Source organism: Maribacter aestuarii, assembly GCF_027474845.2.
In the GTDB taxonomy this organism is placed as follows: Bacteria; Bacteroidota; Bacteroidia; order Flavobacteriales; family Flavobacteriaceae; genus Maribacter; species Maribacter aestuarii.
The window spans coordinates 2,095,425-2,109,016 of the sequence record NZ_CP107031.2 but is presented as its reverse complement, the minus strand read 5'-3'; the positions used below and the strand labels follow the sequence as shown (position 1 = coordinate 2,109,016).

Sequence of the window (13,592 nt, the reverse complement as noted above, 5' to 3'; positions counted from 1 at the left end):
TAATAACCGAAGAATATATAAAAATGAAAAAAGGAATACTCGCCTTCGCTTGCTTGTTATTTATTACCGTTGGATTTACACAAACTACAGAGGATATTGTGGCCGCTATAGAAAAAGAGGCCAATGAAAACTCCCAGTTGGAACAACTCGCCTATGAACTCATGGATGTGAATGGCCCAAGATTGGTAGGCACACCACAAATGAAAACGGCGCATAATTGGGCCGTAAATACCTATAAAAAATGGGGCATTTCTGCGGAGAATCAGCAATGGGGAACTTGGCGGGGTTGGGAACGGGGAATTACCCATGTAGACATGGTCTCGCCCAGAATAACTTCATTACATGCGACCCAGTTGGCATGGAATCCGAGCACAGGCAAAAAAGGAATAACGGCCGAATTAATCACACTACCCATGGTTTCCGATTCAATGGCCTTCGTCAATTGGCTTCCCAACGTAAAGGATAAAATTGTAATGGTAAGTATGTTGCAGCCTACAGGGCGACCCGACTATAATTGGGAGGAATTTGCCACCCCCGAATCTTTTGAGAAAATGAAAAGCGAGCGGGAGGGACTTGAAAAGAAATGGCGCGAAAACCTTAACAACACAGGCTATACCAGTCGTAATATTAACGAAGCTTTAGAAAAAGCGGGAGCAGCAGGAATTGCACAGTCCCGATGGTCCGAGGGTTTTGGTGCCAACAAAATATTCAGTGCCGGCACCGAAAAAATTCCAGTGGTAGATATATCCTTAGAAGATTATGGCATGCTGTACCGTATGGTGGAAAAGGGCGCTAATCCAAAAATAAAAATAGTTGCGGAGTCAAAGGATTTAGGAGAGGTACCAACGTTCAATACGATTGCGACGATTCCGGGGACGGAGTTCCCGGATGAATATGTAATTCTCTCCGCACATTTTGACTCGTGGGACGGGGCAACAGGAGCAACAGATAATGGGACGGGAACCATTACCATGTTGGAGGCTGCCAGGATACTTAAAAAGGTATATCCCAATCCAAAGCGCACCATTCTCATTGGACATTGGGGAAGCGAGGAGCAGGGACTTAATGGATCTAGGGCTTTTGTAGAGGACAACCCAAAAATTGTTGAAGGGCTCCAAGCTTTGTTCAATCAGGATAATGGAACCGGACGCGTAGTCAATTTATCCGGACAAGGGTTCTTGCATGCCTACGATTATTTAGGTCGCTGGTTGGAAGCGGTTCCCGAGGATATTACAAAACACATTGAAACTAACTTTCCCGGCACCCCTGGGGGTGGCGGTTCTGATTACGCATCTTTTGTGGCGGCAGGAGCACCAGCATTTTCACTGAGTTCGTTGAGTTGGAGTTACTGGAACTATACGTGGCATACCAATTTAGATACCTATGATAAAATTGTGTTCGACGACGTGCGGAACAATGCCATCTTAACCGCGATTCTTACCTATATGGCTTGTGAAGACCCTGAAAAAACATCCAGGGAAAAAGCTACGCTAATTGGCAAAAGCCGCTGGACCGGAGAACCGTTGACATGGCCAGAAACAAGAAGCCCAGAAAGAAAAGGAGGGCAAGATTAGGAACACTGTCAAACATGGTAGGGCGAGATTGGTAATTACCAAACTGTTCTCAGTTTCGCCCAAACAAATCAATAAATTTAAGATAATTGCGAACCACAAATAGACCAATTCATGAAAACCATACGCTTACTACTTCTTTTTGCTTTACTAATTCCTTTCGCCACAGTCTCACAACGTAGAAAAACCAAAAACCCCGCCCCTTTAGTAAAAATTGAGGATTCCTTATTTCAAGGGTTGAAATGGCGCAATATTGGTCCGTTTAGAGGCGGGCGAAGTGTCGCTTCCTCGGGTGTAGTTGGGCAGCCCATGACTTATTATATGGGAACTGTAGGTGGTGGCATTTGGAAAACTACCGACGATGGCATCAGTTGGAAAAATATTTCAGACGGCTTTCTAAAAACTGGTACGGTGGGTTCCATTGCGGTTTCGGAGAGCAATCCAAACATCGTCGTTGCCGGTATGGGCGAACATGCCGCTCGCGGAGTGATGACCTCCATGGGTGACGGTGTTTACAAATCTACCGATGCCGGTAAAACATGGTCCCATATAGGTCTTGATGAAACGCGCCATATCTCTGATGTGGTCATTCATCCCACCAACCCCGATATCCTTTTCGTCGCTGCACAGGGTGCCCAATACGGACCAAGTGCTCAACGCGGTATCTACCGATCTCTTGATGGTGGGACTACTTGGGAGAATGTTTTGTTCATAGATAATACCACCGGGGCATCCGATTTATCCATGGACATGAAAAACCCGTTAATTCTTTATGCGGCCATGTGGGAGCACAGGCGCTATCCGTGGATTATGGAATCTGGAGGGAAAAATTCAGGTATTTATAAGTCAGTCGACGGCGGAACTACTTGGAAGCGGTTAAAAGAAGACCTGCCCAAGGAATTTGGAAAAGCCGGTATTTCAGTCTCAAGAGCCAACCCGGAACGCGTTTTTGCGGTCATCGAGGCCGAGGGTGAAAAAGGAGGCGTTTACCGTTCCGATGATGCAGGAAAAAAATGGACGCAAGTGAACAAGGACCGCATTAACATCGCACGGTCTTGGTACTACATGGAGATTTTGGCGGATACCCAGGATGAGAATATCGTTTACGTGCTAAATGCACCTGTGACTAAATCTATCGATGGGGGAAAATCCTTTACCCCATTACCTACACCACATGGTGACAACCATCATTTATGGATTCACCCTGATAACAATCAGGTGATGATCAATTCCAATGACGGGGGCTCCAATGTTTCCAATAATGAAGGGAAGAGCTGGAGCACTCAGGAAAATCAAAATACGGCACAATTTTACCGTGTTATTACCGATAATCTTGTTCCCTACAACGTCTATGGAGGGCAACAGGACAACTCCACCGTTGCCATTGCATCCCGTACCAACGACCAAGGAATAGATTGGAAGGATTGGTACCCCGTAGCTGGTGGGGAGAGCGCGTTTTTAGCTTTTGACCCCGACAATCCAGAGCTTATTTATGGCGGCACCTATCAGGGAAATATTGATAAGTGGGACGCCAAGACCAAGGAGTCTAAACCCATAAAACAATATCCGGAACTGGGCTTGAGCGTAGCGCCTAAGGATTCGAAATATCGCTACAATTGGAACGCACCTATTATTACATCGCCCCATAACCGAAAAACCATTTATCATGCCGGGAACGTGGTTTTTAAGTCCACGGATGAAGGATATAGCTGGACTACCGTAAGTCCGGATTTAACGCGAAACGAAGAAGAGAAACATGGTCCGGGTGGTGGGCCCTATACCAACGAAGCTGCCGGTGGTGAAAACTACAATACCATAACCTATTTGGTAGAATCGCAGCACGAGGAAGGTGTTCTATGGGCGGGTACGGATGATGGTTTGCTACACATCACAAAAGATGGAGGCCAAAACTGGTCTAACGTCACCCCTACGGGAATCCAGGATGGGATTATTAATAGTATCGAGGTCTCTCCCCATAATCCCGCAACCGCATACGTTGTCGTCATGCGCTATAAATCCATGGACCTGAACTCCTATATTTTTAAAACGACCGATTATGGTGCCACATGGACCAAAATCACCAATGGAATTACAGGAGACCATACCTTTACAAGGGTGGTACGGGAGGATAGAAAGCAAAAAGGATTGCTCTATGCCGGTACGGAAACCGGATTGTTCATCTCATTGGACGATGGACAAAACTGGCAACCGTTTCAACTTAATCTTCCGGTTGTGCCGATAAATGACTTAACCATCCAAGACAACGATTTGGTCGCCGCAACGGCAGGACGTGCATTTTGGATTTTGGATGATATCGCAACGATTCAGAATATAATGACCCCAAAGAGTAAAGTAACTTTATTCAAGCCCAAGGATACTTATCTGTTCTTTGGAGGCTCTAGTGAAAAACCGATTCCCGGATTGGGCTCCAACCCACCCAGTGGGGTCACGTTCGACTATTATTTAGAACAAAAACTGGACAGCACAGAGCTCAAATTAGAGGTGTTACAAAACGGGAACATAATCCGGACCATCACCAACCAAAAGCCAAAGGACTTTAAGACTTGGCCAGGTGGCCCGTCCAAAGCTCAAGTGCTTCCTTCCAAGAAGGGTTATAACCGATTTACGTGGGATTTTAGGAAGGATAACCTTCCAACGGTCGACAAGGTTTTTGTATTGGGGGGCGACCAAGGTTCCAATATTGCACCGGGCACCTACACACTAAGGCTAACCATGGAGGATAATAGTTCGGAGACCATGGTCACGATTTTACCTAATCCAAAAGTTAAAGGAACTATGGCGGATTATGAAGAACAGCAAGAAGTATTGAACAAGATTGAAAATGCGGTAACAGAAATACATACTTCCGTAAACGCCATGCGCTCCGCTAAAGCTCAGTTAAAACAATATTCCGATTTACTGAAGGATAACGAGCAAGCCGAAGCTTTACTGGAAAAAGGAGATTCTTTGGTAAAAAGAATTACGAAATGGGAAGAAAACTTAATACAACCCAAACAAAAAACTTTTCAGGATGTCATTAATTTTACCAACAGGCTTAATGCGCAATTATTGAATTTAAGAGGATATGTAGATGTAGCGGAGCCCAAGGTAACCGAAGGTGCAAAACAGCGCCTGCAAGATCTTTTGGGACAATGGAGTACTTTCAAAAAAGAGCATGATGCAATCATCAATACGGAAATGAAAGCATTCAATGACTTGTACGATGAATTGGGAATACCGGCAATAATCATGACGAAGGAATAACTCATTTTTAAAGTAAAATTTAGCGTATGCCGGGCTTCATATCCGATCAATTGTTTGAAGGGGCAAATTTTGTAAAGGAGCGGTTGCCCAAAGGTGAGTATGAAAACTGCACTTTTGAGAACTGCGATTTTTCCAATGGCTATCTGGACAACCAAAACTTTATGGAATGTAAGTTTCTAGAGTGCAATCTAAGTAATACCAATATTGCCCATAACCAGTTCAACGATGTGCTGTTTGACCATTGCAAAATGATGGGGTTAAAATTTGAGGAATCCAATGATTTTTTGATGGATTTCGCCTTTAAGCAGTGCATGTTAAATTTTAGTTCCTTCGTTGGACTTTCCCTAAAGAAGGAACATTTTTTCAATTGTAAACTCATTGAGGTCGATTTTACGGAAACCGATTTAAGGAACGCCAAATTTGAAAAATGCGATTTGGAGCGGGCCATTTTCCATAACAGTATTTTGGAGGGCGTAGATTTTTCCTCTGCTCAAAATTTTAATATAGACCCGGAGAAAAATCGGTTAAAAGAGGCAATCTTTACCTCAAAAGCATTACCAAATTTATTAAGAAAGTATGAGCTTAAAATTTTGGATTGACTGAGTCAACCTGTTTGATTAAAAATTAATTAAATAGGCCAAACTAGTACTAACCGTTTGTAAACGGATAATTTGTAACTTGTTGTAAACAAATGATTATGAAAAATCTGCTTTTGATCGTATTACTCATAGGTTTCGGACTACAAGGCCAAAACACGATGACCTTTTTGGAGGATACCGTTTCCGCCGATGCTTCAATTTCTCAGATGGAATGGATGACGGGTCATTGGAAAGGCGAAGCCTTTGGGGGAGTTACCGAGGAAATATGGAGTCCGCCAGCTGCAGGGGTAATGATGTTCGTTTTTAGACTGATTGCCAAGGGAGAAATCAATTTTTATGAAATAGGTCATATTCGGGAAGTGGATAACACCTTGGTTTTTGAACTGAAACATTTTGACAAGGACCTGAAAGGTTGGGAGGAGAAAGATGAAGTGCAGCGTTTTAGGTTGATAAAAGTGGCCGAAGACCGACTCTATTTTGATGGCTTCACTTTTGAGAAGGTTGGGCCTAACGAAATCAATATTTACGGCCTGATCCATCAAAACGATGGTTCGGCAGAGGAAATTAAGTTCAACTACAAAAGGCAATAAATGAAGAAAAAATGCTTGGAGTGCGGGACTGAAATTATAGGCAGAGTAGATAAAAAATTCTGTAATGATTATTGCAGAAATGCTTACAACAATAAGGTAAATAAAGACAGTAAGAACCTGATGCGCAACATTAATAATCGCTTGCGCAAAAATTACCGCATCTTGGACAGTTTTAAACTTACCCAAGGAAAAACTAGGACTACCAGGACCAGGTTATTGGACAAGGGTTTTGATTTTGATTTTATTACCAACCTGTACACCACCAAAAAAGGGACGACCTATTATTTCGTGTACGATTTAGGCTATTTGCCCTTGGATAATGATTACTACATGATAGTGAAGCGGGAATAACATCCTCTTGACCCCATAATTAAAAACTTCTTTCGAATAAAATCCCTAAGAATTATAGTGTGAGCTCTAGTTCAACAAACAAAAAATGCTCCCCCTTTGGGAAGCATTATCTTTTATTACTATGAATAGCCCCTTCTGGGACTAAAAACCTATTTCCAATTATGCCCACTTAATTTTAAGGCAGCCACTACAATATCCTTACGACTTATTTGGCCAACAAGAATATCGTTTTTCATTACGGGTAATCGTCTTCTATTGTGCTGAGCAAAAATACCGGCCGCATCGAAAATTGAAATGTCATGAGGAATGGTCTCCACATTTTTTGTCATAAACTTCTCCACACTTTTATCCAGTATAGGTTGGTTAAAATAACGACTTTCGGAAATTTGCTTCATACAATCCGCTTCCGAAATTATTCCTACCAAAAACCCATTACTATCCAAGACGGGTCCTCCGGAAATGTGATGTTTAGCAAACTTCTCCATCACTTCTAAAATAGACTGTTCCGGACTAAAAGTTATCAATTTGGTCGTCATGTAATCGGAAACCAATATTGGAGCTTTAAATTCCTTCTTTATCGCCTTTCGTATGCCCTGAAAACTTTTGATTCCCATAACTATTTATTTTGGAGGTTAATTACTAAAGATAGAAAAAAATACTGGATATCTTAAAAAAACCCGATGTACGGGGAATAGCCCTTAATATTTCCTAATTTTAGGCCAGAACCTGAACCAATGAAAAAAACGACCACCGTACTCACCCTGCTACTTCTTGTTCTGGCAATTTATTGGAGTTTCAAGGCTTTAATGCCCCAATACAATCCGGATATAAGTGCCCCTGAAACTTCATTTGCCACAGATAGGGCCATGGCCCACGTTAAGAACATCTCTAAAGAACCCCATGGCGTCGGCTTTCCAGGACATTCGAAAGTGCGATCGTATATTATAGCTGAGCTGGAAAAATTGGGGCTCACAACTAGCGTACAGGAAGGCTATACCGCAGGGGACTGGGCCAATTTAAGCAAGGCCACCAATATTTTGGCCCGTATTGAAGGGAAGGAAAACGGAAAAGCTTTATTGTTATTATCCCATTATGATAGCAGTCCCCACTCTTCTTTCGGTGCGAGCGACGCGGGAAGCGGCGTTGCCACCATACTTGAAGGTCTAAGGGCTTTTTTAGCTAACGGGAAGCAGCCAAAAAATGATATTATTATCCTGATTACGGATGCGGAAGAGTTGGGACTTAACGGGGCAGACCTTTTTGTTAAGGAACATCCTTGGTCAAAGGATGTAGGTTTGGTCCTCAATTTTGAAGCGAGAGGAAGTGGCGGTGCATCCTATATGCTCATGGAGACCAATAGGGGCAACGCCAATCTTATTCAAGAATTCATAAAAGCCAATCCGAGGTATCCCGTCGCAAACTCCCTGGCGTATAGTATCTACAAGATGCTCCCCAACGATACGGATCTAACCGTTTTTAGGGAAGACGCCGATATAGAGGGCTTCAACTTAGCCTTTATAGATGACCATTTTGATTATCATACGGCAATGGACACCGCGGATAGATTAGACCGAAATACACTGGCACATCAAGGGAGCTATTTAATGCCATTACTAAATCATTTTAGCGAGGCCGATTTATCAACGATGAAAAGCCTCAGCGATAACGTTTATTTTAATATTCCTTTCTTCAAAATTATCACCTATCCGTTTGAATGGATTTGGCCCATGTTCGGTCTGGCTTGTCTACTTTTTGTGATTATCCTCATTCAGGGGTTCAGAAAAAATGTCTTAAATGCCAAAGATGTCTTTAAGGGATTCGTACCGGTTTTCATTGCCTTGGCGATAAACGGTTTCGTAGGGTTTTACAGTTGGAAAGTGCTTAAATGGGTCTATCCCTCCTATAAGGATATGCTCCATGGATTTAGCTATAACGGACACGCCTATATTTTTGCCTTTGCCTTTTTCTCGGTCGCCGTTTGCTTCTACGTGTATCATAAATTCAGGGTGGTTAAAAATCCAAATCTGTTGGTTGCCCCCATACTCATTTGGTTGATTATATGTGGAGCCGTTGCACAGTATCTTCAAGGAGCTGCATTCTTCATAATACCGGTATACGCGGTTCTCGTCGCTTTTTATATCCTTATCAATCAGAAAAAACCAAACCCGTTCCTGTTAGTTTTTCTAGGACTCCCCGCTATTTTTATTTATTCGCCCTTTATTCAAATGTTTCCCGTTGGCCTTGGGTTAAAAATGATGGTGGCCGCAACTGTTTTTGCGACCTTGCTCTTTTTTCTACTGCTACCGGTTATTACGAACTACCGCAATAAAGGCGCATTGGCGACACTGTGTTTTTTACTTTTTATAGGTTTTTTGGTTTCCGCACAACTAAATTCAGGTTTTGGAGAAGATACACCCAAACCCACCAGTCTACTGTATGTTATGGATGCAGATGCCAACGAGGCCAAATGGGCCACTTATGAAAATGAGCCCTCGGAATGGACCAAGCAGTACATTGTGAAAGAAAGGAGTACACCTGAAAAATTGACCGAAAACACTATAAGCAGCAAATATAGTTCCGGTTTTACTTATTCGGCGGAAGCTCCATTAAAGAAAATAGCCCCGCCTAAAGTAGAAATCCTGACCGATACCGTAGTTAAGGAAACCAGAAGATTAAGACTCTGTATCACCCCACAGCGCAACGTTAACAGGTTGGAAATATTCAGTAACGAGACACCTATAAAAAAGGCCACCGTTAATGGTATAGAATTGTCCGATTATTTCCTTAAAAATAGAAGAGGAGGAAAATTAATTACTCATTATATCAGTGATAACGAATTTACTGAACTCCTTTTGGAAGTGCCTAAGGATTCCTCTTTAGAGCTCGTTGTATATGAGGCATCCAACGATTTACTGGATAATCCCTTATTTTCGGTTCCCAAACGCCCAAAGGATAACATCCCGATGCCCTTTGTTCTAAATGATGCGATTCTCACCATTCAAAAACTGAGCTTTGACTAAATCAGTAGGGGTCCTAGGCTGTGGATGGTTAGGCCTTCCCTTAGCAAAAAATTTGGTGGGTCAAGGTTACTCCGTAAAGGGTACTACAACTTCCAAAAACAAACTCGAAATCTTAAGAAACGCGGGGATTGTTCCCTATCAGGTATCACTTTCAGAGGAAAACATACGAGGGCCTATTTCCGATTTTTTGAAAAATCTACATGTACTTATTATCAATGTTCCGCCCGGTTTCCGTGGTAAAGGACCAAAGGAAAGTTATGTGAAAAAGATGGGGTTACTTCATAAGGCGACTAAACAATCCCCTATCGAAAAAGTGATTTTTGTAAGTAGCACCTCAGTGTATGGTGATATTAAAGGTGAAGTAAACGAGGAAACAACACCGAAACCTGTGACGGAATCCGGAAAGCAACTTCTTGACTGCGAACGTTTATTCAAAGAAGATGAAAATCTACAATGTACTATTATTCGTTTTGGAGGTCTTATCGGTCCCGATAGACACCCGGTAACCATGTTGTCCGGAAAGAAAAATGTAAAAGGTGGCAATGCACCGGTAAACCTAATTCATTTGAATGACTGCATCAATTTAATTAGCACCATCATAAAAGGTGAGCAATGGAACCAGATAATAAATGGGGTATTTCCTGATCATCCTCTAAAGAAGGATTATTATACAGAAGAAGCTAAAAAGAGAGGCTTGGCACCTCCGCAGTATAAAGATGATGAAGGTGAATCCGACAAAAAAATTGATACTTGTAAGTTATTTCTTATTAAAAATAAAGTTCTTTTCACCCCTATTCGCTCTTAATTGACCACAACTTCTGCTATTTTCACAACAAAAACAGCTCTCCCACTGTTAATATACTACTGATTTTTAAGTACTTATCGATGAAATACATACCTTTAAGTAATCATTAAAATCAAAAAGTTATGAAAAAGTCTAAGTTGAGGGAGAGGATTTTGATGGAATTAGAAAATCTTATCTCCCTAAGTTGTAAAAACGCGCAGAGATCAAAAAAATATGAGCAATTACATATCGCTCTACTTAAAAAGTATTACAATGCCACGGAGGTAAGTATTGATTATCACAGACATCGAATTGAGATGGATATTGTTATGGACGATAAAGTTTACAACCCAAAAGAAGTAAACACGTATTTGCCAACGCTACATACCAATTTATTGTTCCACAATTTAAAGAAATTCTTAAGGTCCTGTATTGAAAAAGACGATAGGAGCATTGGGTTCTATGCGCAGCTTTTAAACAGCTTTACGCCTCAGGAGAGTAAATACTCCCTCGCCTAGCATATTGCAATAAAAATTACCCTTTTTTGAAAAGACGCTCTCGGGCGTCTTTTCCTTTTTAAAGGATTTAAGGCTTTCCTTAACAGGGTTATATGGAATATTTTAATAGTTTAGCGCACCAAAAAATAACTAAACGATGAAAAAATTAATTTTTGCGCTTTTCGTATGTACCTGTTTTTATGGAACTGCGCAGACCACTACCGAATTACAAAAGCACTATGAAGCTTTCTACAATCAGATGCGCCTACAGGGTGATATCGATGGCGTCATAAACGCACTCACCCATCTTAATGTGTTATCCCCATCCAAAGAAAGAATGGACACCTTGGCATATATCTATGCCAACGACAATCAGCATCTACAAGCCTTAAATACCATTGGTATTGAAAAATTGGCTACCGATTCCGATCTTGCCGTACAGGTAAAGGCAATTTCCCTAAAGGCTTTAAACCAGCCAAAAAGAGCTTTGGAGCAATTTGAGGTTTTAAATACGAGGGAACCCAATGCCTATTTAGCCTACGAATTGGCGGATTTAAAGATTCAGACCGGGGACAACGCCGGAGCATTGACCCACATTGAGTACGGTATAGCCAATGCCACCGATGAAATGAAATATGCATTTTACGAACGCCAACAACCCTATGAAGTTTCGTTGAAAGCAGCTTTTATGCACCTCAAAGGATTAGTACAGTTCAATATGGACAAAACAAATATTGACGCAGCGATTGCTATTATAGATGAAGCCTTAAAAATGGACCCCAACTTTAATTTGGCAAGTTTAAGCAAGCAGGCACTGGAGTCTAGAAAAGAGGCACCTGCCGAACCAAAGCAATAGTATGCTAAAAAATTATAAGAAACTGAAAACGGGCTAATTGCCCGTTTTTTTATGATTTAGATTTTCCAGAAGGATATTGTCCCTTTCCTTTTTAATCTCGATAAGTTCCGAAACATGTTCATTGGGTACGGCTATGGACAGCACATAATGCCCAATTTTCCATTTTCCATCTACTTTTTTGAGTATGCCAGAGCCACGACAAATCTTCATTTGCGTATTCAGTAGCTCATCGAACCAAGCAAAATTTTCGGAAGTATTTACATAAACATTGCGCTCCACCAGAGTGAAATTCCAGGCCTTACCCTTATCAAAATGTGGCTTGGAATAGGCTTTGAACTCGGTTAGGTCCCAGTTTTCCGTGGCGTCCGTTCCAATGAAGACCGCATCGTCCGACATCAAACTAAAATAGGTATCAAAGTTTGCTTCGGCCGCAGCGTTGTGCCAAGTGTCTAATACCGCATTAATTTCTTGTTGCGGTTGCTCCTGTGCAATGCAAGCTATGCTCCAAAATAACAGTAAAAATTTAGCTTTTCTCATTTTTGATTAGGTCCTCTGGCAAAGTATTGTTTACCACTACGTTAAATTGTTCCCTTAAAGCATTAAATGCCTGTATCACCTCCTTTAAGGAGTCCTCTGGATTTAGACGATATTCTAAATCTCCCTTTGTTTTTAAAATGTAGGTCTTCAAGACTTTTTGCCTTCCCTTTATTTGCGGGATATCAAACTCCGAAGGATATACGGATGCTTCCAGCACTTTTTGTTTTTCCACCAAATCCTCCGTAACCAATATTAAATCTTCCCTATTCTCACTCGTGTATAATCGGTCGAACGTTGTTTCGAACATACTGAACTCCTTCCATTTATTAAGAATTGCAGCAGCTTTGCCGTTCACCGCACTTTTTCTAGGCAATTCACTCGAGTCCAATGTCCAACCTATACCCTGCGAATCCGCAGTAGCAGCCGGTGTATCTTTGCAGGCCATTAAAAGCAGTGATAGCATCAGAAAAACAAACATTTTTGACATGTGGCGAATGTACAAATTTTAGGAAAGGGTATCTTTATGGCAGAATTCATTTAACTTCTTTTTAATGGAGAAATATATTTTGATTATTGGAGCGTGTGGACAAATAGGTACAGAGCTAACCTTTGCCTTGCGAGAGAAATACGGATCTAATAATGTCATCGCAAGCGATATCCGGGAAGGAAGTGAGGAAATGATGGCCTCGGGACCTTTTGAAATTTTGGACGCGACCGATTATGATGCGCTGGAGGAGGTGGTAGCCTATTATGAAATTAACGAGGTATATTTAATGGCGGCCATGCTAAGTGCTACAGCGGAAAAATTTCCCATGCGGGCTTGGAACCTAAACATGAACTCCCTTTTAATGTTCTTAACCTAGGAAAAGAAAAGAAAATAGATAAGATTTTTTGGCCATCTAGTATTGCGGTTTTTGGCCCCAATACGCCCAAGGAAAATACGCCACAAAACACTATTATGGAACCCAGCACCGTCTACGGCATAAGTAAACAGTCCGGAGAGCGCTGGTGTGAATATTACCATAACAAGTTTGGAGTAGATGTCAGAAGCATCCGTTATCCCGGTTTGATCAGTTGGAAAACCATGCCAGGAGGTGGCACTACCGATTATGCAGTTGAAATCTACCACAAGGCCTTGTCCAAGACCTCCTATACCTGTTTTTTAAAAGAAGATACGGCCTTGCCGATGATGTTTATGGATGATGCCATTAGGGCTACCCTACAGATTATGGAATCCCGTGCAGATGACATAAAAGTGCGCTCTTCTTATAACCTTTCCGGGATGAGTTTTACACCAAAAGACATCGCAGAAGAGATTAGCAGAAATATTCCAGATTTCAAAATTTCGTACGAACCTGATTTTAGACAAAAAATTGCAGACTCATGGCCCAGTAGTATAGACGACTCTAACGCCCAAGAAGACTGGAACTGGAAAGCTGAATACGATTTGAGGGAAACTACAAAAGAGATGTTGAAAAATTTGAAAGGCTAAGGTTAAATTATATAGTTAGATTCAATCTAGC

Annotated in this window: 12 protein-coding genes and 1 pseudogene; 10 read left to right on the top strand and 3 right to left on the bottom strand. The window is 41.6% G+C overall.

Annotated features, from left to right (window positions below; translation table 11 throughout):
* The first annotated feature begins 23 nt into the window (after positions 1-23).
* The 5 genes from N8A89_RS09555 to N8A89_RS09535 all read left to right on the top strand — a co-directional run bounded on the left by N8A89_RS09555 (position 24) and on the right by N8A89_RS09535 (position 6,375).
* Entirely contained in the window at positions 24-1,574 is a 1,551-nt protein-coding gene (locus N8A89_RS09555; RefSeq protein ID WP_281542060.1) for a M20/M25/M40 family metallo-hydrolase, read from the top strand.
* A 111-nt stretch (positions 1,575-1,685) separates the two neighbouring features.
* A complete protein-coding gene (locus tag N8A89_RS09550; RefSeq protein ID WP_289644230.1) occupies positions 1,686-4,835 on the top strand; it encodes a VPS10 domain-containing protein in 3,150 nt (1,049 codons plus the stop codon).
* Between the two features lie 26 nt (positions 4,836-4,861).
* Positions 4,862-5,434, top strand: a complete 573-nt coding sequence (locus N8A89_RS09545) for a pentapeptide repeat-containing protein (protein ID WP_281542058.1) — start codon at positions 4,862-4,864, stop codon at positions 5,432-5,434.
* 98 nt (positions 5,435-5,532) lie between these two features.
* On the top strand, positions 5,533-6,024 hold the full coding sequence (locus N8A89_RS09540) for a DUF6265 family protein (protein ID WP_281542057.1): 492 nt from the start codon (positions 5,533-5,535) through the stop codon (positions 6,022-6,024).
* Positions 6,025-6,375 carry a hypothetical protein gene (locus tag N8A89_RS09535; protein WP_281542056.1) on the top strand — a complete coding sequence of 117 codons (351 nt, stop codon included), beginning with the start codon at positions 6,025-6,027 and terminating at the stop codon, positions 6,373-6,375.
* A gap of 149 nt (positions 6,376-6,524) precedes the next feature.
* On the opposite strand, the gene N8A89_RS09530 is transcribed toward N8A89_RS09535, so the two are convergent.
* On the bottom strand, positions 6,525-6,989 hold the full coding sequence (locus tag N8A89_RS09530) for a CBS domain-containing protein (RefSeq protein WP_281542055.1): 465 nt from the start codon (positions 6,987-6,989) through the stop codon (positions 6,525-6,527).
* 120 nt (positions 6,990-7,109) lie between these two features.
* Here N8A89_RS09530 and N8A89_RS09525 point away from each other — a divergent pair, with 120 nt between their 5' ends.
* The 4 genes from N8A89_RS09525 (at position 7,110) to N8A89_RS09510 (ending at position 11,532) form a co-directional block, all read left to right on the top strand.
* Positions 7,110-9,395, top strand: coding sequence for a M20/M25/M40 family metallo-hydrolase (locus N8A89_RS09525; RefSeq protein ID WP_281542054.1), 2,286 nt, complete (start codon positions 7,110-7,112; stop codon positions 9,393-9,395).
* Positions 9,388-10,200 carry an SDR family oxidoreductase gene (locus N8A89_RS09520; protein ID WP_281542053.1) on the top strand — a complete coding sequence of 271 codons (813 nt, stop codon included), beginning with the start codon at positions 9,388-9,390 and terminating at the stop codon, positions 10,198-10,200. Before N8A89_RS09525 ends, N8A89_RS09520 begins: the two co-directional genes overlap by 8 nt.
* Before the next feature lie 122 nt (positions 10,201-10,322).
* Complete coding sequence (locus N8A89_RS09515; protein ID WP_289644229.1) at positions 10,323-10,697, top strand: hypothetical protein; 375 nt, start codon at positions 10,323-10,325, stop codon at positions 10,695-10,697.
* A gap of 136 nt (positions 10,698-10,833) precedes the next feature.
* Positions 10,834-11,532, top strand: coding sequence for a hypothetical protein (locus tag N8A89_RS09510; protein ID WP_281542051.1), 699 nt, complete (start codon positions 10,834-10,836; stop codon positions 11,530-11,532).
* 33 nt (positions 11,533-11,565) lie between these two features.
* Here N8A89_RS09510 and N8A89_RS09505 read toward each other — a convergent pair whose 3' ends face one another.
* Positions 11,566-12,069 carry a nuclear transport factor 2 family protein gene (locus N8A89_RS09505; RefSeq protein ID WP_281542050.1) on the bottom strand — a complete coding sequence of 168 codons (504 nt, stop codon included), beginning with the start codon at positions 12,067-12,069 and terminating at the stop codon, positions 11,566-11,568.
* Entirely contained in the window at positions 12,056-12,532 is a 477-nt protein-coding gene (locus N8A89_RS09500; RefSeq protein ID WP_281542049.1) for a hypothetical protein, read from the bottom strand. The genes N8A89_RS09505 and N8A89_RS09500 overlap by 14 nt, the downstream gene beginning before the upstream one ends.
* A gap of 88 nt (positions 12,533-12,620) precedes the next feature.
* On the opposite strand from N8A89_RS09500, the pseudogene N8A89_RS09495 reads away from it, so the two are divergent.
* A pseudogene (locus N8A89_RS09495) lies at positions 12,621-13,561 on the top strand (NAD-dependent epimerase/dehydratase family protein).
* Positions 13,562-13,592 lie beyond the last annotated feature (31 nt).

Coding starts and splice junctions, on each gene's coding strand:
- N8A89_RS09555 (WP_281542060.1), top strand. CDS start 24: ATGAAAAAAGGAATACTCGCCTTCGCTTGCTTGTTATTTATTACCGTT.
- N8A89_RS09550 (WP_289644230.1), top strand. CDS start 1,686: ATGAAAACCATACGCTTACTACTTCTTTTTGCTTTACTAATTCCTTTC.
- N8A89_RS09545 (WP_281542058.1), top strand. CDS start 4,862: ATGCCGGGCTTCATATCCGATCAATTGTTTGAAGGGGCAAATTTTGTA.
- N8A89_RS09540 (WP_281542057.1), top strand. CDS start 5,533: ATGAAAAATCTGCTTTTGATCGTATTACTCATAGGTTTCGGACTACAA.
- N8A89_RS09535 (WP_281542056.1), top strand. CDS start 6,025: ATGAAGAAAAAATGCTTGGAGTGCGGGACTGAAATTATAGGCAGAGTA.
- N8A89_RS09530 (WP_281542055.1), bottom strand. CDS start 6,989: ATGGGAATCAAAAGTTTTCAGGGCATACGAAAGGCGATAAAGAAGGAA.
- N8A89_RS09525 (WP_281542054.1), top strand. CDS start 7,110: ATGAAAAAAACGACCACCGTACTCACCCTGCTACTTCTTGTTCTGGCA.
- N8A89_RS09515 (WP_289644229.1), top strand. CDS start 10,323: ATGAAAAAGTCTAAGTTGAGGGAGAGGATTTTGATGGAATTAGAAAAT.
- N8A89_RS09510 (WP_281542051.1), top strand. CDS start 10,834: ATGAAAAAATTAATTTTTGCGCTTTTCGTATGTACCTGTTTTTATGGA.
- N8A89_RS09505 (WP_281542050.1), bottom strand. CDS start 12,069: ATGAGAAAAGCTAAATTTTTACTGTTATTTTGGAGCATAGCTTGCATT.
- N8A89_RS09500 (WP_281542049.1), bottom strand. CDS start 12,532: ATGCTATCACTGCTTTTAATGGCCTGCAAAGATACACCGGCTGCTACT.